Source organism: Sphingobium sp. B7D2B (assembly GCF_025961895.1).
GTDB lineage: Bacteria > Pseudomonadota > Alphaproteobacteria > Sphingomonadales > Sphingomonadaceae > Sphingobium.
On the sequence record NZ_JAOQOM010000001.1, the window covers coordinates 579,294 to 602,322 of the forward strand.

The following is a 23,029-nucleotide window of genomic DNA, read 5'->3' on the forward strand; positions in this document are numbered from 1 at the left end:
ATCGATGATAGCTGGCCTGCCACGATCAGTAGCGCCATTTGACCGTCGCGCCGAAGGTGCGCGGCGGATTGAGCAACACCAAGTCGCCATTTGCGGACGGCTGGAAGGCCGCGATCTGCGCCTTGTCCTCGATGTTCCTGACGAACGCCGAGATCTGCCACGCGCGATTGGGGGTTTCGAAGGTCAAGCTCGCATTGGAGCGCAAATAGCCATCCTGATAGGAGCCGGGGGCGTTGCTGTTGGCCACGAAATGGCCCGTCACATATTTGCTGTCGATGCCGAAGGTCAGGCGGGCGCCGCTGTCGAAATCGAACCGGTGCTCGTAGGCGCCACCTAGCGTGAAATCGGGCGCGGCCTGGATCTGCTTGCCCGACAGGTTGGTCGCGCCGATGATATAGGTATCAAAACGGGCATGGAGCCAGGTGGCCGCCAGCGACAGGCGACCCGCGGAGGAAACGGCGACCTCGGCCTCCAGCTCGCCGCCGTACATCGATGATTTCTGCGAATTGGTCGTCTGGATGAAGAAGCCGGGAATGGCGGCGTCGCGGATCACCTGCAGCGCCTGGAAATCCTTGTAATCATAATAGAAGACTTCGCCGTTGATCTGGAGGCGGTTGCCGAGCAGGCGGTTCTTCGACCCCAGTTGATAGGCAGTAATCGTCTCCGGTCGGTAGGAGCCGGTGAAGCCGGGCAATTGCGGAACCTGATTGATGCCGCCCGATTTGAAGCCGGTGCTGACCGTCGCGTAGACCAGCGACGTCTCGGCCAGATCGAGCTCTGCCCCGGCTTTCCAGGTCCATTTGCGGGTCCGGAAATTCTGCAGGATCGGCAGTTCGGTGGCGGAGGTCGGCGAGATGGTGCGCACCACACCCGTCGCGGACTTCTCCTCGTCGGTATAACGCAGCCCTCCGATGAGCCGCAGTATGGAGGCAAGGGGCACGGTGACTTCGCCGAACACCGCTTTCGAGGTCGTCACCAGATGCGGATCGCTGGAGAAGTAGGGGATCTCGTCCTGATTGAAGGTCTGTGAGGCCGGCCCGGTCTCGCGCGCGTAAAAGCCGCCGAGGAGCCATTTGAAAGGCGACTGGGCAGGCGATGCGAGGCGTAGCTCCTGCGTGAACAATTTGCTGCGCACACCCTGGATAAAGCCTGAGGACGACGTGCCCAGCACCTGCGTCTGCCGGGCGAGGAAGTCGTTGTCGCGGTAGCCAGTGAGCGAGGTGAGCGTGGCCCAGGGGAGCGTGAGATCAATCTGATTATAGACCGACCAGCTATCGCTATGATTGAAATCCGCGAGGTTGCGTCCGCTCAGCCCGGTATAGGGGCGGAAAGGGCGGCCGGCGCACAAAGCGCTGGTGGTGTTGGGCGGGCAATAGTCCCAACCCGCGCCATCGTTGCTCAGCTTGGAGCGGTCGGCACTCAGGACGATCCTTAGTTGATCGCTGGGCTGGACCAGTAGACGCGCGCGCCCGACCCAATCAGCGGCATTGCTGTATCCATCGGGATAGAAGCCATCGCGCCTGTTTGAGCCGAACGCGAAACGGATCGCGGCCTTTTCACCCACGGACACGTTCAGCATCGCCTCGGAACCGAAGGTCGCATAATTGCCCGCAGTCAGCGCGATATTTGCCTGCACTTGCCCCAGCACCGGTTCGTTGGTCAGGAAGTTGATCGCGCCGCCATTTGAGTTGCGGCCGTAGAGCGTGCCCTGCGGTCCACGCAGAGACTCCACGCGCGCGATGTCGACCAGAACCGGGGGATAGGCCTGGGGATGGGCCAGAAAGATGCCATCGACCGTATAGGCTATGGCGGAATCGACACCGGCCTGCGTGCTGAACGTGCCGACACCGCGCACGGTGACGATCGGCGTGCTCGTCGCTGTCTGGAATTCCACAGCGGGCAGCCGGCTCTGCAGGTCCGTCAACCCGGTGATGCCGGCCCGCTCGAGGGCGCCACCGCCGATCACCGACACGGCAACAGGTGCGTTCTGCAACGTCTCTGCCGTCCGACGCGCGGTGACGACAATGTCCTCGATCGTTGCCGATGGTTCGCTCGGTCCCGTCTGCGCCATCCCCGGCGTCGCCACCAAGGCCGTCAGCACGCAAAAACCGGACAGACTGTCAGAGCCCTTCCACATATCCTCGCCCTCTTCATTTCGTTGTTTTGTGGCGAGCAGACTTACATTGGCCGCAGCCAGGCCGTCTTTCCGATTTCCGCAGTGGATTTTTGAAATTTGGAAGTGCGGGTCGGTTCTGAGTCTAAGCAGTGCGACCATATCGCAATTGCCGTGGCGAAACCCCGGCATAGGACCGAAAGCTGGTGCTGAACTGACTGCTGCTGTTGAAGCCACACTCCAGCGCAATGTCCGTGATCGATCTATCCTGCCAGGCTGGCGATTTGAGGAGCGCCTCTGCTTGTTGGAGCCGGAAATTCCGGATCATCCGGGCGGGTGACTCTTCGACCTGGCAGATGAGGTGCAGGTAACGCGTGGATATCCCGAGTGCGCGCGCAATATCCGCCGCTGAAAAGTCGGGATCGCTGAAGTTTCTTGCGATGATCTCGCGAACGCGCAGCACATCGGCGCTGCGCTTGTGCAAGCCAGGGCTATGGTCGTCGGCTTTGACGGGACGCAGAGTATCAAGGAAGCCGTCCACCAGCTTCGTGCTGATCGAAGGAAACTGCGCCAACCCAATGCATGATCGAAGCGCAAACATGATGTCGCGCGCTGCGAGCCCATTGGCATCGGGCAAGACAGTCGCTGCTGTGCTCAGATGAACCGGCTCCGGAACATGGCGCGCGACCATCCAGTGAGGCAGAACGAGCGTAAGATGCCGCGTGTCGCCAAGGCTGATCGTCCTGATTGGATCGTTCGTATTGATGACGACGAGTTTATGTTCCGGGATTTCCTGTATTTGGCCATCGCCTCGGCCGATCCAGGTGGGACGGTTCGCGATGTAGAAGCAGAATTTCGCAGCGCGATTGTCGGAACCGCCCCCGCTTATGACCTCGAAGCGCTCGGGTACCAGCCAGTCAAAGAGCTGGATTTCGCTCTGACTGTTCGTGGTCGCGGCCACGATGACAGGCCGATGTGGCGTCCCGACGTATGTCGCCGCCTGATACAAGGCAAAGCCACTGTTCCACGACCCATTGATTGGCGAAACTGAAATGTTCTGTGCCATGATGGTATCAAGATGTCATGCGATGCGCATTCCGCATAGTGTCAATGCGCGGGTTCGCTCTTTGCGTGACCTACCCGGCTTGACTGGTGCCCGGTACACGTGACACCCAGTGGGCCGGTCATAGGAGAACCCTTGGACAGCGCGCCCGCGGGTTGTCCTCAGTTTTAACAGTTCAACATAGCCGACATTTCACCGCGCGAAACGGCCCGCGAGAACCCGCGTTTCGTTCATGAAGCTGGCTTGCGCCATGAGCCCGAGATCGGCGGCGGTTAAGATCGAAGCGCACGCTGTCGGGTGCGGTTGCGGCTTCGAGGCGATCCAGCTGAGATCGTTTAGGAAGGATTCTTGGGGCGAGGCAGGCTGAATTAGTCGCGGTATGACACCGGCTTCGGCAGACAGATCGCATTCTGCTCGCGCCCCTTGCCTTATCCTTCTGTCTGACGACGCCAGCTGTTCTCTCTAAGGGGAGCCGCTCATCAGAATTACACGCAATCGGCGTAAAACCGTGCTGCTACATCAGGGTGGGATCTCAAGCGCGCCTTGAGGTGGTTCATGCCGACATCGCGAAAAAGCGGGTTGCTGGGGTCTGAACTCACCCCGCGTTCGACTGCGCGGAGTTCGGGAGGAAGGTCGATTAGGGGGATGCTGCCCTCGTGGCTCGCGCCGAGGAAGAACGGAATGGAATAGCGCGCCCTGCCGGGCTCTGGCGAGGTCGCGCAATGGACGTCCGCGTGGACGAAGCCGTTGGTGGCCAGTTCAAGCAGTTCTCCGGTGTTCACGACGAATGTACCCGGCACGGGCGGCGCATCGATCCACGATCCGTCCTCAAGCTGGACCTGCAGCCCCGGCAACACGTCTTGCAGCAAGATGGTGATCAGCCCGCCATCCTTATGGGCGCCGACGCCCTGTTTCGACGTGGTTTGATCGCGACCGGGATAGCGCACGATTTTGAGATGCTGGCGTGGGCCCGACTTGTACATGGGCGCAAAGGCATCTTCGTCTTGGCCGAGCGCTAGGGCGATCGCGCGGAGGACTTCGATCCCGACCCGCGTCACCTCAGCCTGATAGGCCAGAATGATGCCTCGCATCTCCGGCAGGGCATCGGGCCACTGATTGGGCCCGATGGCGCGATGCCACGCGGGTGTGTCGGGGCCAGTCGGCAGCGGGGCTTCCTCGCGGTCGAAATCCACCTGCTCGCGCCAGTCGGGCTTACCGCCTGTCAGTTCCATGCCGGCCCGGCAATAGCCCCGGAAATGCGGCGATCTGATCATTTCAATGGCGAGCTTGTTTTCCTCCGGCAATGCGAAGAACTGCTTGGAGACGGCGAGGGCTGCGGCGCACAGCGCGGGGTCGACGCCATGACCCTTAAGGTAGAAGAAGCCGAAACGGTGCAGCACACTCCTCAGATGTGCGATCAGCGTCTCACGGTCTCGCGCGCTGCCTTGTAGTCTGGAGATGTCCACGACCGGCAGGGTGTCAGGCAGATCGGCACCCTGTTCGGGTTGATCGCCAACGCCGGCTTTTCCGGCCACAAGATCTGAAAGAACGTCCAACATCATACTCTCCATTTTGTGTCGCCAAGCGTGCAGTCATTGTCCAGGCGGGCAATGATCGCGCTGGCTGATCCATGGTGTTGATTTTGAACGACCGTGTCGGTGGGTAAACCACATTCGTTCCCACCGTCGTTGGGATAAATCCCATCTTTCGAAACTATGAATCTATATTTCCTGTGATGGAAATATATTCAGAAATAGAAAAGATTTACATCGGATTTGAGCTGCGTCTGAATCTCTTCAATATGGGTACCTATGAGATTCGGCGCGAGGTAGATCGCCTTCCCACAAGTCGCGCAGCACAGGTCGCGTTTGGGCGTCTCCAATGGCTGGTGGGCCACAAGGTCTGGCGTCAGGCTGCAACAGGCGCAGCCGCCGGCGCTCGAAAATCTTTCGAGCTGGTCAATCATCTCCTGTGTCCAGCGCGCGTGGCAGAATGGGCAGGTCGCGTGATTATCCATATGTCTTCTTTCCATGGCTATCCCAGGTCTGCGCGACGGGAGATGATGTAGGCTTCGTTCTGGAACCACAGCCCGCCATATTTGCGCAGCGTCTGGCGGGTGGCCTCGAGATAGCGATCGCTGTTCATCGCCACGGACAGCCGGTCGTCTTCGATCTGCGCCACGTAGCTGGCGGCATTCCAGGCCGCGAGCAGCGTGGAGGAGCCGATCGACTGATCGATTTCGGTATCCAGCGTCTGGATACCATAGCGGAACACCGAGCGCTCATCGGATAGATCGTGAAGCTGGAATTTGCGCGCGTCACGGCCGAGTTCGGCCTGGACAGCGGCCATCAGTATCTGCCGCTTGTGGACGAAGGGGGCTTCGTCCGGCCAAATGGTCTGAATCAACTCCATGCCCGGATCGTCACCAAAGGAATGCACGCCCATCAGCTGCCCGCTCAGGCGCAACGCGCGGGCGAGCGGCGCGACGATCTTCTCCGCCTTGAAGGATAGCTCTGCCCGCGCGCTATAGGGTTGGGACAGTAGTACGAAGTCGAAATCGGCACTGGCCCGGCCCCGACGTGGAATGACCGCGTCGAGCGCGAACCGATGGTCGCGGCGGTACAGGATGAGGACGGCGGGGACTTCATGCAGCGGGCGCCCTGTGGCGGCACTGCGGCGCACGCGCCAGTTGCGTTCCAGAAATGGCTGAAGCTCGGCGATCGCCTCCTCGAAATCGCCGGCCGTGGTCCCATCGAGCGGCACTTCTTCCCAGACCATCCGGCTGGCGTCCACAGGATTGCGCGGGTTGAGCCAAGGGGCCTCGGTATAGGGCAGGTTGGTGACGACCAGCACCGTCGCCGGATGCTCCTGAAACCTGTCGGGCATTTTCTCCAGCATCAGTCGCACGTTTTCGAGGCTGATTTCCTTCGCGACGATGTAGAAAGGTAGCCAAGCGTAACGGCGGTGCGCGCCGCGCAGAAGCCGGGTAAGTGCGGTTCCATCGCCGGCGCCCCCATCAAACAAGCGGATCGCGGGCGGACGGGGCTGGGCGAGGGCCAATTGCTGCAACGCGCGGTCGGCGATCACCTGCTTTTCCGATGAGGTGTTCACGAACATCAGATATTTCTGGCGGTTGTCGTAGAAGCGGAAGCTGTGCTCGACGCTCATCTCGGCGCGACCGATAATGGCCGATCGCAACGTCGCTGCCGATGGCCCGCCCTGCTCGGCGATGAAGCGGTGGACCCGTTCTACCGTCTGGAGCGTCACGCGGCCGCCCTGCTGCAGGCGGCTGACGAACTTGCCGTCGTTGACAGCCTGCCGCCCGAATGTCGTCTGGGCGATCTTCAGCCGCTTGCAGGCTTCTTCGACCTGAGCCAGCAGGGTCTCGGCATCGGTCATGCCGCTACCATCGCATCTCGGGCACTGGCCAGTCCGTGCCGATGGGCGGCAGGCGCAGCAGGCGGGTCGCAGTGCCGCCGAAAATCAGGCGCTTGTCCGCAAGGCTCAGCCGGTCGCTCCGCAGCAGAAAGTTGAGGCTTTCGGCATAGGTCAGTCCGCGGCGCCGTGGGCGGGCACCGCGGGGAAGATCGGCCGTGCGCAAGCGCGTATAATCGCTGGCCCACATGATCCGCTCCGCTCCGAACGCGGCAATCAACTGGTCGAGCCGCGGCCACAGATCCTCGAACGGGTAAGACTCTTCCGACAGGAGCGGGGCGCCGCAGAGCTTCACGGCAATGTTGGAGTAGCGGGCAAGGTCGAGCAGGTCGGGGAAGGTCGCCCAGGACATCGTCTCGGGCGGCGACACGGGGTGCTGCGCGACGCCGATATGGTCGATGATCAGCGTCAAGGTGGGATGCCGTTCGGCAATCTCCGCCATGCGCGCGCATCCGCCGTGGGTGGAGTTGAAGATGGGCAGGCCGACCTCTTCTGCCGCCGCATAAAGGGTATCGAACTTTCCGGTATCGAACTCTGGGCGCATTTCCGCTGTCGCGAAGTTTCCGACCAATGCGCGCCCTGCCACCATGGCGGGATTGGCTGCGACCTTGCGGACAGCAGGGCCGAAGTCGTCGACGATCGGGAAGAAGGTATGGACCCCCGGAAAGCGCCCCGGGAAGAGGGTGCTGGCGAGTTCGATAAACGCGTCGTCGGTGACCGCGAGCGCCCGGTCGACGCCGATCGCGTCCATCGCTTCGCGTGCGAGTTCGATCTGCATCCTTGTCAACAGGTGCATGTCTGCCCCGTCCAGCCGAACTGCAGGAAAAGGCTCATGGATTTGCGCGTCGATGATTTCGAGCGTGTCGATCGGGGCCATGCAGTCGGGGTCTCCTCCGTGGGTCTGACCTTGCGCGCTCATTGCCCGGCCTCCAGCGCCATCCGGTCGACGCTGCGGGCGAATGGCTTGAGGCCCTGCCAGGTGATCAAAAGTGTCAATGGGCCAAGCAGGGCAGTGCTGAGCGAGATGGAGTAGTTGAGCAGTTGCGGATCGCGGAAGAGATAGTCCGTCAGGATCGCGACGAGGAGCGGGCCTACCGCAAAGGCCAGAACATTGGTGCAGAACTGGCTCACCGAACTGACCTGCGCGCGCATGCTGTTGGGCGTGACAAGCTGGAAGGCGGCGATGGCAGGGCCGGCGCCCATAGCGGAAACGAACACGGCCACCGATTGAAGCGTCAGCACTATCCAGGGATTGGGCAGCAACGGCGCGACGATGTAGCAGGGCACGGACACGCACAGGCCGTAAAAGACGATGCGCAGATTAGCGTCGGAGCGCCCCTGCTTCATCCAGCGTTCCGAGACGCGCGCGCCGAGCAGCAGGGCGATGGGCGAGAGGACCATGGCGATCCCGCCCGTGATCATGCCGACATCGGACAGCTCCCAGCCGAATTCGCGGTGGTAGAGCGTTGGCATCCATTGCGAGATGCCCATAACCATCAGCAGCTTCATGGCGAGGCCGCCGATCGCAGCGAGATAGACGCGCCAGTCATCGCGCATGAAGCGGGCGACATCCTTCACCGGGACGCTTTTCAGCTTACGGCCTTTTAGTCCACGCCGCGCCGGCTCCTTGGTGGTCAGCACGACGAGCGCCCAGATGAGGCCCGGCGCGCCGACGATGATGAAGGCCCACTGCCAGGGGCGGATCGTGCCGCCGAAGGGCAGGCTGACGGTCGGGAAGTGTTCGACCATCGCGAGCACCGCGCCGCCCATGAAGAGGGCAAGGCCCGTGCCCACCGTCGCGCCGATGGAAAGCACTCCGGTTCCAAAGGCCACCTTTTCCCGTGGGTAGGAGTCCGTCACGATCGACCAGGTCGCCGGGCCATAGCCCGACTCGCCGGCGCCGATGCCCATGCGCGCGAGGAAGAGATGCGTGTAGTTTTGAGCCAGACCGCACAGCATCGTGGCACCGCTCCAGAAAGCGATGCAGGCGGCGACGATGTTGCGGCGGTTGCGGGTGTCCGCGATGCGGGCGATGGGCAGGCCGGCGATTGCATAGGTCAGCGAAAAGGCCGCGCCCAGCAACAGAGCCGCCTGCGTATCGGAAATACCGAAATCGCGCTGCACGGGCAGGATCAGCAGAGCGAGAACCTGGCGATCCACCACCGTGAACAGCACGACGACTGTCAGCACGAACAGTGAGTAATGCGCTTGGGCCCGGGTCGGCATATCCGCGTCATCTGCCGGCGTGCCGGGCGTGGAGGCAGCGGTCGCTTGAGAGACACCGGGATCATGCGCATCGTGATGGACAGTCAAAAATCGTCTCCCAAAACCGGTTGTTCTTTATCTTCTATCCGCATGTCGATTTAGAACGCAGCTTCGTAAATCTGGCGGGCATCGCGCCATTCGACGGTGCGCACATTACGGTCCAGCAATCGGGTGACGGTCATCGCGCCATCCGTCATCCGGTCCAGCGCATCGGGCGGCACGCCATGGTCGGAGAGGCGCATGGGCACGCCGCAATCACGGCACAACCCTTCGATCAAACGCAGCCCTGCGCGCGCAATCTCTGCCGTCGTCCCGCTACCAGCAGCGCCGGCCGCCATAGCGATGTCGGCATAGCGTGCCTCTGCTGCGGGCAAATTGAAGGCAAGGACGTGTGGCAGAAGAATGGCGTTCGAAACACCGTGAGCGACGTGAAACTCACCACCGAGCGGATAAGCCAGCGCATGAACCGCGGCTGTGTTCACCGGGCCAAGGCACAGGCCGCCATAGAAGCTGGCCCGCGCCATGTCCGTCCGCGCTTGCACATCGTTGCCATTGCGCACGGCGTTCAGCAAACTGCGAAAGACCAGCCGTACGCCTTCCAAAGCGAAGGTATCGATCACCGGATGGGCAAAGCGGTTCGCATAGGCTTCGATGCAATGAGTCAGCGCGTCCAGCCCGGTCGCTGCGGTGACGGCGGGCGGCATCGAGATCGTCAGCATCGGGTCGATGTAGGCGGCATCCGGCACCAGATGCTCACTGACCACGCCCTTCTTGAGCAGGTCATTCTCATCCAGCAGGATGGCAATGGGCGAAACCTCGCTGCCGGTGCCGGCGGTGGTCGGGACGCACGCGAGCCAGCATCTGCGTGGGCCGGACAGGCCGTCGCGCTGAACATCCGCGATCGTCTGGCGGCCATCCAGCAGGGCGGCGGCGAGTTTCGCAAGATCCATCGAGCTGCCGCCGCCGATGCCGATGACGGCATCTGCGGCCCGACTTTGGGCCATGGCCAGCAAGGCCTCGAAGTCGCTTACGGATGGCTCGCTGCCGCTGTCGCACCAGATTTCGGTGCGCAGGCCTTGCGACCGCAAGGGGCCGGCGACGCGCTCCGCGGCGTCGCGTACCGGTGGCGTCGTCACGATAAGGGCAGACTTCGAGCCGATCTTAAGAAGATCATCGACCAACCGCGCCGACGCATCCGGCCCGAAATGGAGGAGCGCCACCTGTTTCATGCTGATCTGCTGGGGACTCATGGTCGGCGCGTTCCTGACGGTGATTTTTGCAGGATCGGGATGACATGACCCGCCGGGCGGCACTTACCCTGGCCGGAAGTTGCAGATGCCCGTCGCGGTATGTCTGGCACCCCGCCTGTAGGCCTCCTGCAAACCAGGCGTCGGGCGTAGAAAGGCACAGCGAACTTCCGCGACGGATAAGCGCGGGCCGGTGGCCATGGGCAGTCATGGCCGCTGGCAGCAACGTCGACAGAGAAGATCATGATCACCGAAATCGCACATCTCACCATCGATCCGGCGAAGGCGGAGGCTTTCGAGCTGGCCGTGGCGCAGGCGGCGGCTATTTTGCGGGCCGCCAAGGGCTCACACAGCATGACTCTTGAGCGGGTGATCGAAGACCCGGCCCGTTATCGCCTGCGCGTGGAATGGGACAGCGTCGAAGACCATATGGTCGGCTTCCGGGAGTCCGACGGCTTCCTCCAGTGGCGGGCGCTCGCCGGCCCTTATTTCGTCGAACCGCCCTTTGTGGAGCATAGCCAGACGGTCGGCCGCTTTTTCTGATCTCGCCGCCGCATACCGCGAGGGGCAGCATCATTTTCCGGCCCGGGCAAGTGGCTCCGGGGAGGGCTTCCTAGGTTGCGGTCCTGTCCTCCCCCTTTCAGGCCGCCTTGTTCCGTGCGGACGGCCCACACAGGAAGAAACCATGTCCACTGGCTCAATCACATTCGAAGTCGTGCCCAATTGGGAAAAATGTCCTGCCGGCGATGAATTCAGCCATGAGGACGTAGCCGGCGTCGCTTGCGATTCCCGGGACAGGGTCTTCCTCCACACCCGCAAGGGAGAGCGGGTGATGGTGTATGATTCAGACGGCAACTTCCTCTACAAATGGGGCGATGGCGTGTTCAATCGCGCCCATGGCATCACCATCCATGACGACCTGGTCTACTGTACCGACGATCAGGACAGCGTGGTGCGGGTGTTCGACCTGGAGGGGAATTTCCAGTGGATGCTGGGTGAACCACGCAAGGTCAGCGATACCGGCTATGGCTCGATCAAAGGCCGGAAGCCGCAGATCCATCACAATGAGTATGTGGAGCGCTCTGCGGATGGCTTCAACTGCTGCTGCAATGTGTGCATCGCGCAGAACAAGGACATGTTCGTCGCGGACGGATATGGCAATGCGCGCATCCATCATTTCTCGCCCAAAGGCGAACTGCTCAACAGTTGGGGCGAGGTGGGGACCGGCCCGGGCGAATTTCATGTCCCCCACGGCATCGCGCTCGATCGTCAGGAAAATGTGATCGTCTGCGACCGCGAGAACGACCGCCTGCAGTTCTTCGACCGCTCCGGCAAGTTCATCGCCATCTGGGATGACGTGCTGCGCCCGACGGACGTCGTGGTGGACGACGAGGGGCTGATTTACGTCTCCGAACTCTGGCGGCCGATGGAAGCCGGCCAAGGGTCTTTTACGCATGGCTTTGCGGACAGGGATCTGCCCGGCCGCGTGACGGTGTTTGCGCCGCAGGGCAATATCGTCGCGCGATGGGGCGCCGATTCCAACGCCCGCTCGGCCCCGGGCAACTTTATCGCGCCGCACGCCCTGGCGCTGGATTCGCAAGGCAGCCTCTATGTGGCCGAGGTTTCGGTCTCCTTTGGCTCCGGCTTCAATCGCATCGCGCGCGAGGCGTGCATCGATCACCAGATCCAGAAGTTCCGCAGGGTCGATCGCTGATGGCGCTGCCGCTGCTCGCAAACCTGGTTTGCGGAAGCCCCCATCGCAATCACGACTTTGATTACGCCCGGATCAACCTGGCGCAGGCGCTGTATGATGCCGGCGGCATTCGCACAGATTGCTTCATCGATTATGAGAATGTGGATGCATGGGCGCGCTGCGACATGGTTGTCAGCTACACCTCGCAAGTGCCGGTCTCGGAAGCGGCGTCGAGCGCCATGCGGGCCTTTCTGGAGCGCGGTGGACGCTGGTTCGCGCTCCATGCCAGCAATTCGGTGGGGGACAATCAGATTGTGCCGCAGATCATGGGCACGCGGTTCATAACGCACCCGCTCTATCAGCGTTTTCGCGTGGACATCGCCCATCCGGATGACCCACTGTTGGAGGGAATTGCGCCGTTCCAGATCGACGACGAGCTCTACTGCGTCGAGACAGTGCGCGATGATATCGAGGTTTTGCTGCAATGCCACTGGGGCGGCGAGGCCTTTGGCGGGCGCATGATGGAAACCAAGAATTGGCCGTTGATGTATCGGCGCCATGTCGGCGAGGGTGGCCTGCTGTATCTGGCTCTGGGGCACGCCAATCGCCCCTATGACAAACCCTTTGCGGATCGGCCCGACCAGCCCGATCATCGCGGCCCTTGGCAGGACCCCGTGTTCAAGACGTTGATCCAGCGCGGCGTGGCGTGGGCCGCGCGGCGGCGTCCTTTCGCCTAGAGCAGAGCCGGTGCTTCAGGCGCCGGGGCCGTTCCGCTCCAGTACATCCTCATCCAAGCTTAGCCCGAGGCCGGGCCGATTGGACAGGATCAGATCGCCATCCTCGATCTGTAGTTTCTCGCGGAACAGCGGTTGCGCCCAAGGGACAAGACCTACGATCAATCCATTTGGGACGGCGGCGATTGCATGGCTGAGTGTTTCAGGCGCGAGGTGGTTCACCACGGGCAGTCCGTAGGCCTGCGCCATATGGGCGACCTTGAGGAAGCCCGTGAGCCCGAGGTCCTGGTCGATCATCACATAATCGCTGCCGCGCTTCTCCATCAGGGCGCGAAATTCGTGGGGGTGCTGGAACACTTCGCCGGCGCAGATCGCCTGCCTCGTGTTGGCCCGCACGAAGGCCATGCCGTCATAATCATAATAGGCGACGGGGTCTTCGATCCAATAGAGATCGTCCGCCTCCGTCTCGCGCGCGAAATGCAGCGCCTGCTTGGCTGTCCACTGAAAATTGCCATCGACGATGATGCGTACGTCCCGCCCGGCGCATGACCGCACGAAGTGGACATGCTCGATTGCCGTCGCCAGCGGGGCGAAGCCGACCGGACATTTGATCGCCCGAAACCCCCGGCCAAGGAGGTCGGCGATGTGGGCGGCGAGCGCGTCCTTGGGCGGCCCGGGCATCAGTCCCCAATTGGCGGACACGGGCAACCGGTTGCGAAACCCGCCCATCAGTTTCCAGACCGGCTGACCGACCGCCTTTCCCTTGATGTCCCAAAGGGCGACATCGATTGCGCTGGCGGCGCGCAACTCCAGCCCGCTGACCGGCGCGCCGAGGAGGGGGCGTGTGAGCCGGTCGTGAATGGGTTCGACCTCCGCCTCATGCCCTATGAGGCTCTCGACCATCGCTTCGATCAGCAGAATGAGGGGCTTGAGCGTGCGCGGGTTCACCCGGCTGACAGAGCCGATGCCCTCGATGCCTTGGTCGGTCATCAGGCGCACCACGATGTGCGTTCCCGCCATCACGCCTTCGAAATTGACCGTCGCACCCATCACCTTGCCGCCGGTGATCTTCATGCCCGCTCTCCCGATCGACCCCGGCACCCTGCCCAGAGTTCGGGCGCCTGTCTGCATCGCCGATGAGGCGCGGGCAATAAAGAGCCGACTGTCCCAGCCAATCCGCAAGGCAAACTTCCGAAACGGATAAGTGCGCGCAGGCCCACCTCATATGGTTTAGGTCCCGAGGCAAAGAAAAGCGGGGTTCAGGAGGGTGAAATGCGGAAGGCTATTAGCAAGAAGGCGGGGATGATGTTGACCGGCATGTTGCTTGCGACGGTGAGCGCCGGCGCAGCGGCGCAGGCGCAGCAGACGCAAGGCACAACCGATCGGGCCAGCACGGCGGGGAATGGCCTTTCCGATATCGTCGTGACCGCCACCCGGCAGCAGACCAATGTGCAGGATACGCCGATTGCGATCACCGCCGTCACGGGCGACACGCTCGCCACGCGCGGTATCCAGTCGGCAGCGGAGATTTCGCAGGTCGTGCCCAACGCCACCTTCTCGCGGGCGCAGGGTGCCTTCGGCCCGGGGGTAACGACCTATATTCGCGGCATCGGTTCGCGCGATACGAGCCTCGCTGGTGAGGCCGCCGTCGCTTTCTATATCGACGACATCTACTATCCGCTTCTGCTCGGCGCCAATTTCGACTTGCTCGATCTGGAGCATGTCGAGGTGTTGCGCGGCCCGCAGGGCACGCTGTTCGGGCGCAACGCGCTCGCCGGTGGCGTCGTTCTCGTCAGCAAGCAGCCCAGCCTCACCGAGGCCTCCGGCTTCGTGGACGTCACGGTCGGCGCTTACAAGCGCCGCGATTTCCGCGCCGGGATCAACCTGCCGATCGTGGCGGACAAGCTCGGCATGTCGCTCTCCGTTCTCTCCAAGAAGCGCGACGGATTTGTGAAGCGGCTTGATTTCCGGTGTCAGATGGAGGCCAATGGCACGCCGCAGCTGGCGGGACGCATCCCCTATATCGACCAGACGCTGGCCTCTTCTCCCAACAACCGGCCCGATGATTGTCAGGTCGGGACGCTGGGTGGCGAAGATGTGCGCGCGGTGCGGGGCGCGTTGAAATTCCAGCCGAGCGACGGCATCCGCTTCACTTTGTCCGCCGATTATATCCAGGATCAGTCGGAGAATGTCGCCGACACCCTGATCGCGACCAATGCCTCTCGCGCCGCAACGCGCGCGTCCTGGGTCGGGCAGGCCAACCTGCTGGGCGTGGCCTATGATAACAGGTTTCTGACCGGCAACCGCTTCTCCACTTATGCGACCTATTGCGATCCGGTTGGCGCCGGTACGGTGGTTGCCGGCAGCACTTTCTACAACGGCAATCCCAATCATGGCGGGGTCTGCTACAGCCCGCGCGTGGATGTCGTGAACTGGGGCGTCTCCGGCAAGCTGTCCGTCGACCTGACGAGCGATATCGAATTCACCGGCATCCTTGGCTATCGCAATTTCAGCGACACGCATGCGTTCGATACCGATGGCTCGCCGTTGGTGCAGGAACACACGCTGGCGACGATCACCTCCCGATATATCAGTGCGGAAGCCCGGCTTTCCGGGCGCCACCAGTGGCTGGATTGGGTTGCTGGTGTCTTCCTGTTCGATGCCGATGGCCGCAATCGGGCCGTCACCTACTCACCGTGGAACGGTTTCCTCAAATATCAGAACACGACCTACGAGCCCACCAGCAAGGCGGTGTTCGCAAATGTCACTGTGCGTCCGTTCGAGCGCCTGTCCGTCGTGTTGGGCGGCCGCTACTCGAAGGATGCGAAGGACGTGCATTATTCCAATCTGGACGATCGGGATCCGGGCAATCCGAACTTCTCCCAGAACCTGACGTTTAATGTCAAACCCGAGGAGAGCCGCTTCGACTGGAAGGCCGGGCTGACCTATGAACTCAATGCCCAGACCATCGCGTATGTGTCGGCGGCCACCGGCTCGCAAGCCCCTGGCTTCAATGGGCGGCCGCTGCAGCCTTCGCAGAATCAGCAATATCCCGGCGATCGCACGCAGGCCTATGAACTCGGCATCAAGACCGAGTTTTTCGACCGACGGGTGCGCCTGAACGCGGTGGCCTTCTACACCGATTACAAGACGCGCATCTTCGGCCTGAGCGGGCAGGAAGCGCAGATCGGCACCAACGGTGGCCCACTGCCGGGCACACAGATCGTCATTCCTGATGTCGCTAATGGCAATGGCATTACCACCTGTCGCGCCCGCACCCCTGCGGAGGCTGCAGCCGGTCAGGGTGTGCAGTGCATCGGCCGGACGTTCTTCGTGAACCTGCCGGGCAAGGCCAAAGGCTTCGAGCTGGAGCTCGAGGCGAGGCCTGTCGAGGGGCTGCTGATCAATGGGTCGCTGGGCTATTCGCAATTCACCTCGCCCGACCTCAACGCGCCGGGGCGGATAACCAACCGGCTGACCGCCGTTGGCATCGGCATTCCAGAATGGACGGCCAATGCAGGGATCGAATATCGCGTCCCGGTTCCGTCGCTGGCAGGCTCGGTCACGCCGCGGCTGGACTGGTTCTACACAGGCAGCATTCCGTTTGATGCGGTCGATCCCGCCTATTTCCAGAAGGCCTATTCGACCTTCAACGGACGCCTGACGTACCAGAATGACGATCTTGGCCTGTCCGTCTCGCTGGGTGCGACGAACCTCACCAACAAGGCCTATTATCGCAACTACTTCATCTACAGCAGCATCGGTTTCGCCAGCAGCCAAGGCCAGCCTGCCGCGCCGCGGGAGTGGTACCTCAAGGTCAGCAAGACTTTCTAATTCAACGCGCAGTCCTCGCCGGCAGCGCTGGCGAGGACCGCCATGGAGATTGATTTGATATGAGACGTTCTACCGACCACATTCTGAGCAGCCACGGCGGCAACTTGCCCCGGCCCGCCAAGCTGGACGTGCTGCTGGCGAAGGCCGACGATCATCGCGCCGAGATCGACGAGCAACTGCCGCTGGCGGTGCAGTGGGTGGTGGACAAGCAGATCGCGTGCGGTGTCGATATCGTCAACGATGGCGAATATGTCAAAGCCGCCAATATGGGCCATTATGTGGGCTATATTCAGGCCCGCATCACCGGCTTTGGGCAACGCGAACGGCCCGAAGGCCTCGCACCCAAACGCGCATTTGTGGCCGAGCGGGATCGCCGCGATTTCCCCGGCTTCTATGAGTCCGGCCTGTGGTTCGCCGGCTCGGGCGGCCCGGTGCGTCCCGGATTTTCAAAGCCCGGCGTCGTGCCCCAGCCCTCGAAGACGGAAGCGATCTGCGATGGGCCGGTCACCTATATCGGTCAGGAAGCAATCCAGAAGGATATTGCGGCGCTCAAAAAGGCGCTGGTCGGCAAGGATGGCGCGGACGGCTTCATCGCGGCGCTCGGCCCGCTCAGCCTCGGCGCCGGCACCCGCAACCTGCATTATCGGGACGAGCGCGACTATATGATGGCGGTCGCGGCGACCATGCGCGAGGAATATAAGGCGATCACCGACGCGGGCCTGATCGTTCAGATCGACGAGCCGGAGTTCGCGACGGCGTGGATGTTCCACCCCGACTGGAGCGTCGAGGAATATCGCGATTATCTGCGCTTCTGCGTGGAGGTCATCAATCACGCGCTGGAAGGATTGCCCGAGGAGCAGGTCCGTTTCCACATGTGCTGGGGCAGTGGCCACCGTCCGCATGTGCACGATATCGGCTTTGAGCACATCGCCGACCTGATGCTGATGATCAACGCGCAGACCTATACGTTCGAGGCGAGCAATCCGCGACACGCTCATGAGTATCGCGTGTTCGAGACGCTCAAGCTGCCCGATGGCAAGATCCTCGCGCCGGGAGTGGTCGGGCATTACACCGATCTGGTCGAGCATCCGGAACTGGTCGCGGAGCGGCTGGTCAACTTCGCCAAGTTGGTGGGCATGGAGAATCTCCACGCCGGCACCGATTGTGGCATCGGGTCGCGCGTGGGGCATGAGGAGATTGTCTGGGCCAAGCTGTCGGCCATGGCGGAAGGCTGCCGCATCGCCAGCAAGCGTCTGAAATCCTGATTTGCGTATGGATGCCGAGCCAAGAGGATCAATCATGGTGGATCAAGGCGATCGCGGCGTATTTCTGGTGACTGGCGGAAGCCGGGGCATTGGAGCTGCCATCGCACGAGACGCCGCCAAGGCGGGCTACCATGTGTTGCTCACCTATGCCGGCCGAGCGAACATGGCGGCGGCCGTGGTGGATGCCATTCGGGCGGAAGGCGGAAGGGCGCAGGCGGTCCAGGCGGATACTGGTGTTGCCGGCGACATCACCACGCTCTTTGCGGCCGTCGATCAGGTCGGCCCGCTGGCGGCGCTGGTCTATAATGGCGGCATTGTCGGCGAATCCTCAACACTTGTGGACGCGAGCGACGACCTCCTGGCCAAGGTGGTGGATGTCAATCTCACCGGCGCCTTACTGTGTGCGCGCGAGGCCGTGCGCCGCATGTCCACCGCGAACGGCGGGGGAGGAGGCTCGATCGTGCTGATCTCGTCGCGCGCTGCGCTCTATGGCGCGCCCGGCGAGCATGTCTGGTACGCGGCCACCAAGGGCGGAGTGGACAGCCTCGTACTTGGCCTCGCGCGCGAAGTCGCTCCGCAGGGCATTCGTGTCAACGCGGTGTCGCCCGGGCCGATCGACACCGAAATTCATGTCCCGGGGAAACTGGACCGGATCGCCTCGGCCTTGCCGATGCGCCGGGCCGGTCAGCCCGAGGAAGTCTCCGCCGCCGTCATGTTCCTGGTTTCCGACGCGGCCTCTTATGTGGCCGGGGCCAATATCGCCGTGGCCGGCGCGCGATAACGAGCGCGTAAATCCGTCATTCCGGAGTGGGGCTTATGCGCTCTCCTCCGGATGCCGCTGTTCCAAGATTTACTGCAACAGGGCCGGTTCTGCGCGCTCCGTCGCGTGTTTTAGGCGATACTGGCTGGGCGCCATGCCAAAATGCTGGCGAAACGTGCGCGTGAAATGCGGGGCGCTGTTGAATCCCCAGCTGAACGCAATCTCCGTAATGGATCGGCCCCGCCAGCGCTCGTCGCTGAACTGCCGCGCGCATTCCTCCAACCGCCGCCGCAGGATATAGGCCGATGGGGACTCGTCGCTTACCGCGAAGATCATGCGGAGGTAGCGGTCGGACAGCTTAAGCCGTTCCGCCACGAGCGAGGGAGAGAGCGACGGGTCGCGCAGATTTTCCTCGATGAAAAGGCGGACTTTCCAGAAGCGCCGTTCCATCAGCGACGTCGCGGATGATGGTTCGTCCATGACTTCCGCGTAGGCGGTGGCCAGAACATCCAGCAAATGCGTGGCCACACGCTCGTTGAAGTGGAGACCGGGCCTTGTTTCGAGCTTGGCGGAGAGATCCTTCGCCATTGCCAGCGCGGTGGATGTCAGCCCCACATCGCCAGGAATGCGCTGGCCATAGAAGCTGTCGGGCACCGGAAAAATCTGCCGGATAGCGGTTGAGTTCACCCGGATCATGATCACTTGAGTCGGCTGCCCGAAGTGCAGGGTGTATTCGGCGCTGTGGTCGTACATGGTGATGTCACCGGGATATAGTTCGATCTGCCGGCCATAATGGCGCAGGCTGGCCCCGCCGGACAGGACGAGGATGAAGGTCGATTGACGATCGGCGGGGGTCAATGCGCCTTCCGGCCGGGAAATTGTCACGGAGCCGCACCGCATCTGGATCAGCAACAGCGGCCCGAGCTGTTCGGCCAAAAGCATGGAGTTTGGGATGCGGCTGTGCACCGTCACCTGCGCCCGCCCGCCTTTCCAGACCACGGGCGGTGCCTGACTGGGCTCGATGGCTCTTGCTCGACGCATAAAAGACGGTCCTCTCCACCGTTTTTTCGTATTTCCTATACGATATCCTAGTTGCGCTGGCAGTCAATGGACCTGCGCAAGACGGTCCGCCACAAGCCTAGCTTTGCTGCGGCTCTCCGATAAGCCGTTCATAGGAGTTGCCGATGTGCAACCGCATGGCGGCTTCGGCGCCGTCCGCGTCCCGACGGCTCAGCGCTTGCGCGATGAGCCCATGCTCGCGGCTGGCTTCGATCGCGACCTCGGTATTCGATTTCAGGCGAAAAATGTGGAGGTGCGCGTGCAGCCGTCCCAGCGTCTCCTGAATGATCGTATTGCCGCTGCCGCGCGCAATCATCTCGTGCAATTCTGCATCGCGATCGGCGTAGTCATCATAGCCGAAAACATGGGTCTGCGAGTCCATCAGCGCGACATGGCGTGTCAACGCGCGCATATCCCCGTCGGTCATGTTTAGCGCCGCATGTCGGGCGGCGTGCGGCTCCAGCAGCAATCGGACGGCGAAGAGATCGTCGATCTGCGTCCTGGAAAGCTGCGGCGCGCACCAATACCCGGCATAGAGGCGCCGCACGACCAGGCCGATCGCTTCCAGCATGCTCAAGGCCTCGCGGATCGGCGTTTGCGAAATGCCGAGTTCGCGGGCCAACTTGTCGATCGAGATCCGCGAGTCTGGCGGAATGCGCAGAGCCATGATGTCCGCGCGAATGATCTGGAACACGTCTTCGACCAGGCCGTGCCTGCGCTGGAGTTTGCGCCGGGCACGCACGGACGAGCGGGACGGTCGGGTGTCGGCGGCGCCTTCATCGGCAGGGAAGTCAGGGGGCGGGGTCATCGTCGGGCGTTTATAGCGTGCCGGGCCGGCGCTGTCCGGCAGAACGGCACGCCGCAGATGCTATCGCGCGTCCATGCCGGATTGGCGAAGCGGAAGTTCCGCCTGAGGCAGGTTGGAAAGGCCCGCAAACCGCGCTTCTCGGACGAGTGGGATGCAATGTGGTTTACCCGGCCATCCGTGGATGGACAATTCGCTCCGCCTGCGAACGGCAGGCAAAGGTCGCGAGGCGATAGGGGAGCGGATATGCAACTGACGAATAGAAACCGGCCCGACCGCGTGCCGGAGGATGAAGCGCCCCAACCCTCCGGGCCGAAGCCACGCTTCTACGACAGTCGCCAGAATTACCTGATGTTCGTGCACAGTTGTACCGAGAAGCTGGTGATCGCCGACCGCGTCGCGCAGGAGCTTGAGCATCTCGATCCGCAGCAGCCCGCACTGAGGTTCTTCGATGCCGGCGTTGGCGACGGCACCGTGATGTCGCGCCTACTGCGCGCCATGCACCGGCGCTTCCCGCACTTGCCCTTCTATGTGGTCGGCAAGGAGATTAGTCTTGAGGATTTGCGCCTCGCGCTCGACAAGCTGCCGGATCGCTTCGTCGAGCATCCCGAAACGGTCGTGGCACTCACCAACATTTCCTATGCCGAGGCGCCCTGGCTGCGCCGGACCCGTCCGCAGGCGCAGAAGGCGCTGGTCTGGAAGGACGTCGCATTGCACGGCGAGACCTCTGCCGACATGGAGCAGCAGATCCAGTCTCTCATGCCGTTTCTCGCGGACCATTGGCGGATGAAGGCCAACCCCGCGACGGGCGCATTGTCGCCAGAAACGCCGACTGTGCTGTTGCTCTATCGTGAAGCCTATCGGTTCATCCTCGACCGGGTCATTCCTCGCCCGGCCGCGACACGCGCCGATTTCGATCTGGTCATGGCGAGCCAGCCCTTTCGCCTCAAGGCCGATGTACAGTTCAAGGCTGAGCGCGTGCTGGCGCCATTGGCGCGGGCCTTGCGCCCCGGCGGCCGACTGATCGTGGTGCAATCCGCCGGCGAGGATCCGGCCATGGAGATCATTCGCAAGGTCTGGCCGGAAGAGCAGCCCTTCCCCTACAGCCGGCAGGACCTGATCCGGGCCACGCAAGCAGCCTTGTCCGGCGGCGCCGCGCGTTACGCCTTCGACACGCTTTCCGATGAAGCCGCGTCGATTCGCTTCGAAATGCACGTGCTGGGCAGCGAAGGCGACCGGGATGCCACGCTCATCGGTACGTCGGCGCTTTATTCCGCCTGGATCGCCGCAACCTATGTGGCGCAGATCGAGAACGAGCGCGTGGCCGAGCAAATGACAAGACCTGGCTATCTTACGGCCACCCGGGAGGTTCTGGCAAAGCACGGGCGCCTGTGGTTCCGGGACGAGTGCCTGGTCATCGAACGGGTGGCGTGACGGGGGATGATGCTTGTCGCTGCGGTGTCGCGGGTTGACCCTGCCGTTTTCGTCAGAAATGCAGACGCACGGATAGGGCCAAATCGCAACCAATCACGTCTGACAGGACAGCTGGCTGATCACTATAGAACGTCAGATCTCCTGCCCTGAGCACTGGCATCTCGCTCTGACGATCTCAACGCTGAGCAACCCGACGCCGGGCGGTCGCCCTCTCCTGACCGGACTTGATCTGCCACAGTGAAACGCCATTTGAGTGGCGCCGGATAGGGAGTCGGTGAACCACATGCCGAAGAACCGCTACTATAACGGCCCCGTCACCGATCATTTCGACGGTCTCCGCTTTCACAATTTGCGCGACGAACCAGAGACGGACCGCTCACTGCGGGACGTGATGCGTTGGAAGCGCAACGTCCCCGATAATCCCTGGCCCAACTCGGTCGCGGTGAAGCCTGTCGTGCCGGACGAAAGAGTCGACGGCCTGCGTGTGACGATGGTTGGCCATGCCACCCTGTTGATCCAGATCGGGGGCTACAATCTCGTCACAGACCCCGTCTGGTCCGATCGCGCCAGCCCGCTCTCGTTCGCCGGGCCTCGACGCATCTGCGCGCCCGGCGTTGCGCTGGCGGACCTTCCCCCGCTCGACGCCGTGTTGCTCTCCCACAATCACTACGATCATCTCGACATCGCGACGCTCAAGGCGCTTCACAGTCGTCACCATCCGCTGATCGTCACGCCGCTGGGCAACGACCATATCGTCCGCAAGCACATTCCAGCCGCCCGCTTTGGCGTGGGAGACTGGGGCGACAGCATCGAGGTTGCGCCGGGCCTCGAGGTGCATATCGTGCCCGCACTCCACTGGTCGTCGCGCGGATGGCGCGACCGGCGCATGGCCTTGTGGGCGGGCTTCGTGATCGAGGCGGCCGGCAGGCTCGTCTACTTCGCCGGGGATACCGGCTATGGCACCGGCGGCATCTTTCGGCGGATGCGCGACCGTTTCGGCGCCATGGACCTCGCGATCATCCCGATCGGGGCCTATGATCCGCGCTGGTTCATGGCCACCCAGCACACCGATCCGGAGGAAGCGATCCAGATCATGCTGGATCTTGAAGCACGAGCCGCCATCGGCATGCACTGGGGCGCCTTCAAGCTCACCGACGAGCCATGGGACGAACCCCGGACGCGCCTGCAGGCCGGCCTGGTCGCGAGAGGGATCGATCCCACCTGCTTTCCGGCGCTCCGGGCGGGAGAAACTCGAGACCTGTCATTCATCGGCCTAGAATCCAGCGTAATGTGATTGACATAGGGACAAAGATCAAGCGCCC

19 protein-coding genes are annotated in these 23,029 nt (G+C 62.5%); 8 read left to right on the forward strand and 11 right to left on the reverse strand.

Translation table 11 applies throughout. From position 1 onward, the window contains the following. Nucleotides 1-25: 25 nt before the first annotated feature. The 8 genes from M2341_RS02625 to M2341_RS02660 all read right to left on the reverse strand — a co-directional run bounded on the left by M2341_RS02625 (nt 26) and on the right by M2341_RS02660 (nt 10,105). The gene (locus tag M2341_RS02625; RefSeq protein WP_264584111.1) at nt 26-2,137 is read right to left on the reverse strand and encodes a TonB-dependent receptor; all 2,112 of its coding nucleotides are present in this window, start codon (nt 2,135-2,137) and stop codon (nt 26-28) included. A 121-nt stretch (nt 2,138-2,258) separates the two neighbouring features. Then, the gene (locus M2341_RS02630; RefSeq protein ID WP_264584112.1) at nt 2,259-3,179 is read right to left on the reverse strand and encodes a helix-turn-helix transcriptional regulator; all 921 of its coding nucleotides are present in this window, start codon (nt 3,177-3,179) and stop codon (nt 2,259-2,261) included. Between the two features lie 482 nt (nt 3,180-3,661). Beyond that, nucleotides 3,662-4,732, reverse strand: a complete 1,071-nt coding sequence (locus M2341_RS02635) for an isopenicillin N synthase family dioxygenase (RefSeq protein WP_264584113.1) — start codon at nt 4,730-4,732, stop codon at nt 3,662-3,664. A gap of 191 nt (nt 4,733-4,923) precedes the next feature. Continuing rightward, a complete protein-coding gene (locus tag M2341_RS02640; RefSeq protein WP_264584114.1) occupies nt 4,924-5,142 on the reverse strand; it encodes a hypothetical protein in 219 nt (72 codons plus the stop codon). A gap of 68 nt (nt 5,143-5,210) precedes the next feature. Beyond that, nucleotides 5,211-6,575 (reverse strand): hypothetical protein, encoded by a 1,365-nt coding sequence (locus tag M2341_RS02645; protein WP_264575525.1) that lies wholly within the window; start codon nt 6,573-6,575, stop codon nt 5,211-5,213. 4 nt (nt 6,576-6,579) lie between these two features. Next, nucleotides 6,580-7,488, reverse strand: a complete 909-nt coding sequence (locus M2341_RS02650) for an amidohydrolase family protein (protein ID WP_181560677.1) — start codon at nt 7,486-7,488, stop codon at nt 6,580-6,582. A 38-nt stretch (nt 7,489-7,526) separates the two neighbouring features. Continuing rightward, nucleotides 7,527-8,924: a spinster family MFS transporter gene (locus tag M2341_RS02655; protein ID WP_264584115.1), complete on the reverse strand. Its 1,398-nt coding sequence runs from the start codon at nt 8,922-8,924 to the stop codon at nt 7,527-7,529. A 50-nt stretch (nt 8,925-8,974) separates the two neighbouring features. Further along, nucleotides 8,975-10,105 (reverse strand): iron-containing alcohol dehydrogenase, encoded by a 1,131-nt coding sequence (locus M2341_RS02660; RefSeq protein WP_264584116.1) that lies wholly within the window; start codon nt 10,103-10,105, stop codon nt 8,975-8,977. A gap of 261 nt (nt 10,106-10,366) precedes the next feature. Between M2341_RS02660 and M2341_RS02665 the strand changes: the two genes are divergently transcribed. From M2341_RS02665 to M2341_RS02675, 3 genes are all read left to right on the forward strand, one after another. Then, on the forward strand, nt 10,367-10,666 hold the full coding sequence (locus M2341_RS02665; protein ID WP_181560674.1) for an antibiotic biosynthesis monooxygenase family protein: 300 nt from the start codon (nt 10,367-10,369) through the stop codon (nt 10,664-10,666). Nucleotides 10,667-10,808: 142 nt separating this feature from the next. Continuing rightward, on the forward strand, nt 10,809-11,837 hold the full coding sequence (locus tag M2341_RS02670) for a 6-bladed beta-propeller (protein WP_264584117.1): 1,029 nt from the start codon (nt 10,809-10,811) through the stop codon (nt 11,835-11,837). Beyond that, a complete protein-coding gene (locus M2341_RS02675) occupies nt 11,837-12,553 on the forward strand; it encodes a ThuA domain-containing protein (RefSeq protein WP_264584118.1) in 717 nt (238 codons plus the stop codon). Before M2341_RS02670 ends, M2341_RS02675 begins: the two co-directional genes overlap by 1 nt. A 15-nt stretch (nt 12,554-12,568) precedes the next feature. Here M2341_RS02675 and M2341_RS02680 read toward each other — a convergent pair whose 3' ends face one another. Then, entirely contained in the window at nt 12,569-13,624 is a 1,056-nt protein-coding gene (locus tag M2341_RS02680) for a mandelate racemase/muconate lactonizing enzyme family protein (RefSeq protein ID WP_264584119.1), read from the reverse strand. Nucleotides 13,625-13,822: 198 nt separating this feature from the next. Here M2341_RS02680 and M2341_RS02685 point away from each other — a divergent pair, with 198 nt between their 5' ends. The 3 genes from M2341_RS02685 to M2341_RS02695 are packed head-to-tail and all read left to right on the forward strand — an operon-like array spanning nt 13,823 to nt 18,430. Further along, nucleotides 13,823-16,384: a TonB-dependent receptor gene (locus M2341_RS02685; RefSeq protein WP_264584120.1), complete on the forward strand. Its 2,562-nt coding sequence runs from the start codon at nt 13,823-13,825 to the stop codon at nt 16,382-16,384. A gap of 59 nt (nt 16,385-16,443) precedes the next feature. After that, entirely contained in the window at nt 16,444-17,649 is a 1,206-nt protein-coding gene (locus M2341_RS02690; protein WP_264584121.1) for a cobalamin-independent methionine synthase II family protein, read from the forward strand. 34 nt (nt 17,650-17,683) lie between these two features. After that, entirely contained in the window at nt 17,684-18,430 is a 747-nt protein-coding gene (locus M2341_RS02695) for an SDR family oxidoreductase (protein ID WP_264584122.1), read from the forward strand. Nucleotides 18,431-18,499: 69 nt separating this feature from the next. Here the strand turns inward: M2341_RS02695 and M2341_RS02700 are convergent, their stop codons facing one another. Further along, complete coding sequence (locus tag M2341_RS02700; protein WP_264577958.1) at nt 18,500-19,408, reverse strand: helix-turn-helix domain-containing protein; 909 nt, start codon at nt 19,406-19,408, stop codon at nt 18,500-18,502. A gap of 139 nt (nt 19,409-19,547) precedes the next feature. After that, nucleotides 19,548-20,276, reverse strand: a complete 729-nt coding sequence (locus tag M2341_RS02705; RefSeq protein ID WP_264584123.1) for a GntR family transcriptional regulator — start codon at nt 20,274-20,276, stop codon at nt 19,548-19,550. A gap of 243 nt (nt 20,277-20,519) precedes the next feature. On the opposite strand from M2341_RS02705, the gene M2341_RS02710 reads away from it, so the two are divergent. Both M2341_RS02710 and M2341_RS02715 read left to right on the forward strand, forming a co-directional pair. After that, nucleotides 20,520-21,707 (forward strand): hypothetical protein, encoded by a 1,188-nt coding sequence (locus tag M2341_RS02710; protein WP_264584124.1) that lies wholly within the window; start codon nt 20,520-20,522, stop codon nt 21,705-21,707. A 283-nt stretch (nt 21,708-21,990) separates the two neighbouring features. Then, nucleotides 21,991-23,001, forward strand: coding sequence for an MBL fold metallo-hydrolase (locus M2341_RS02715; RefSeq protein ID WP_264585973.1), 1,011 nt, complete (start codon nt 21,991-21,993; stop codon nt 22,999-23,001). The last annotated feature ends 28 nt before the right edge of the window (nt 23,002-23,029 follow it).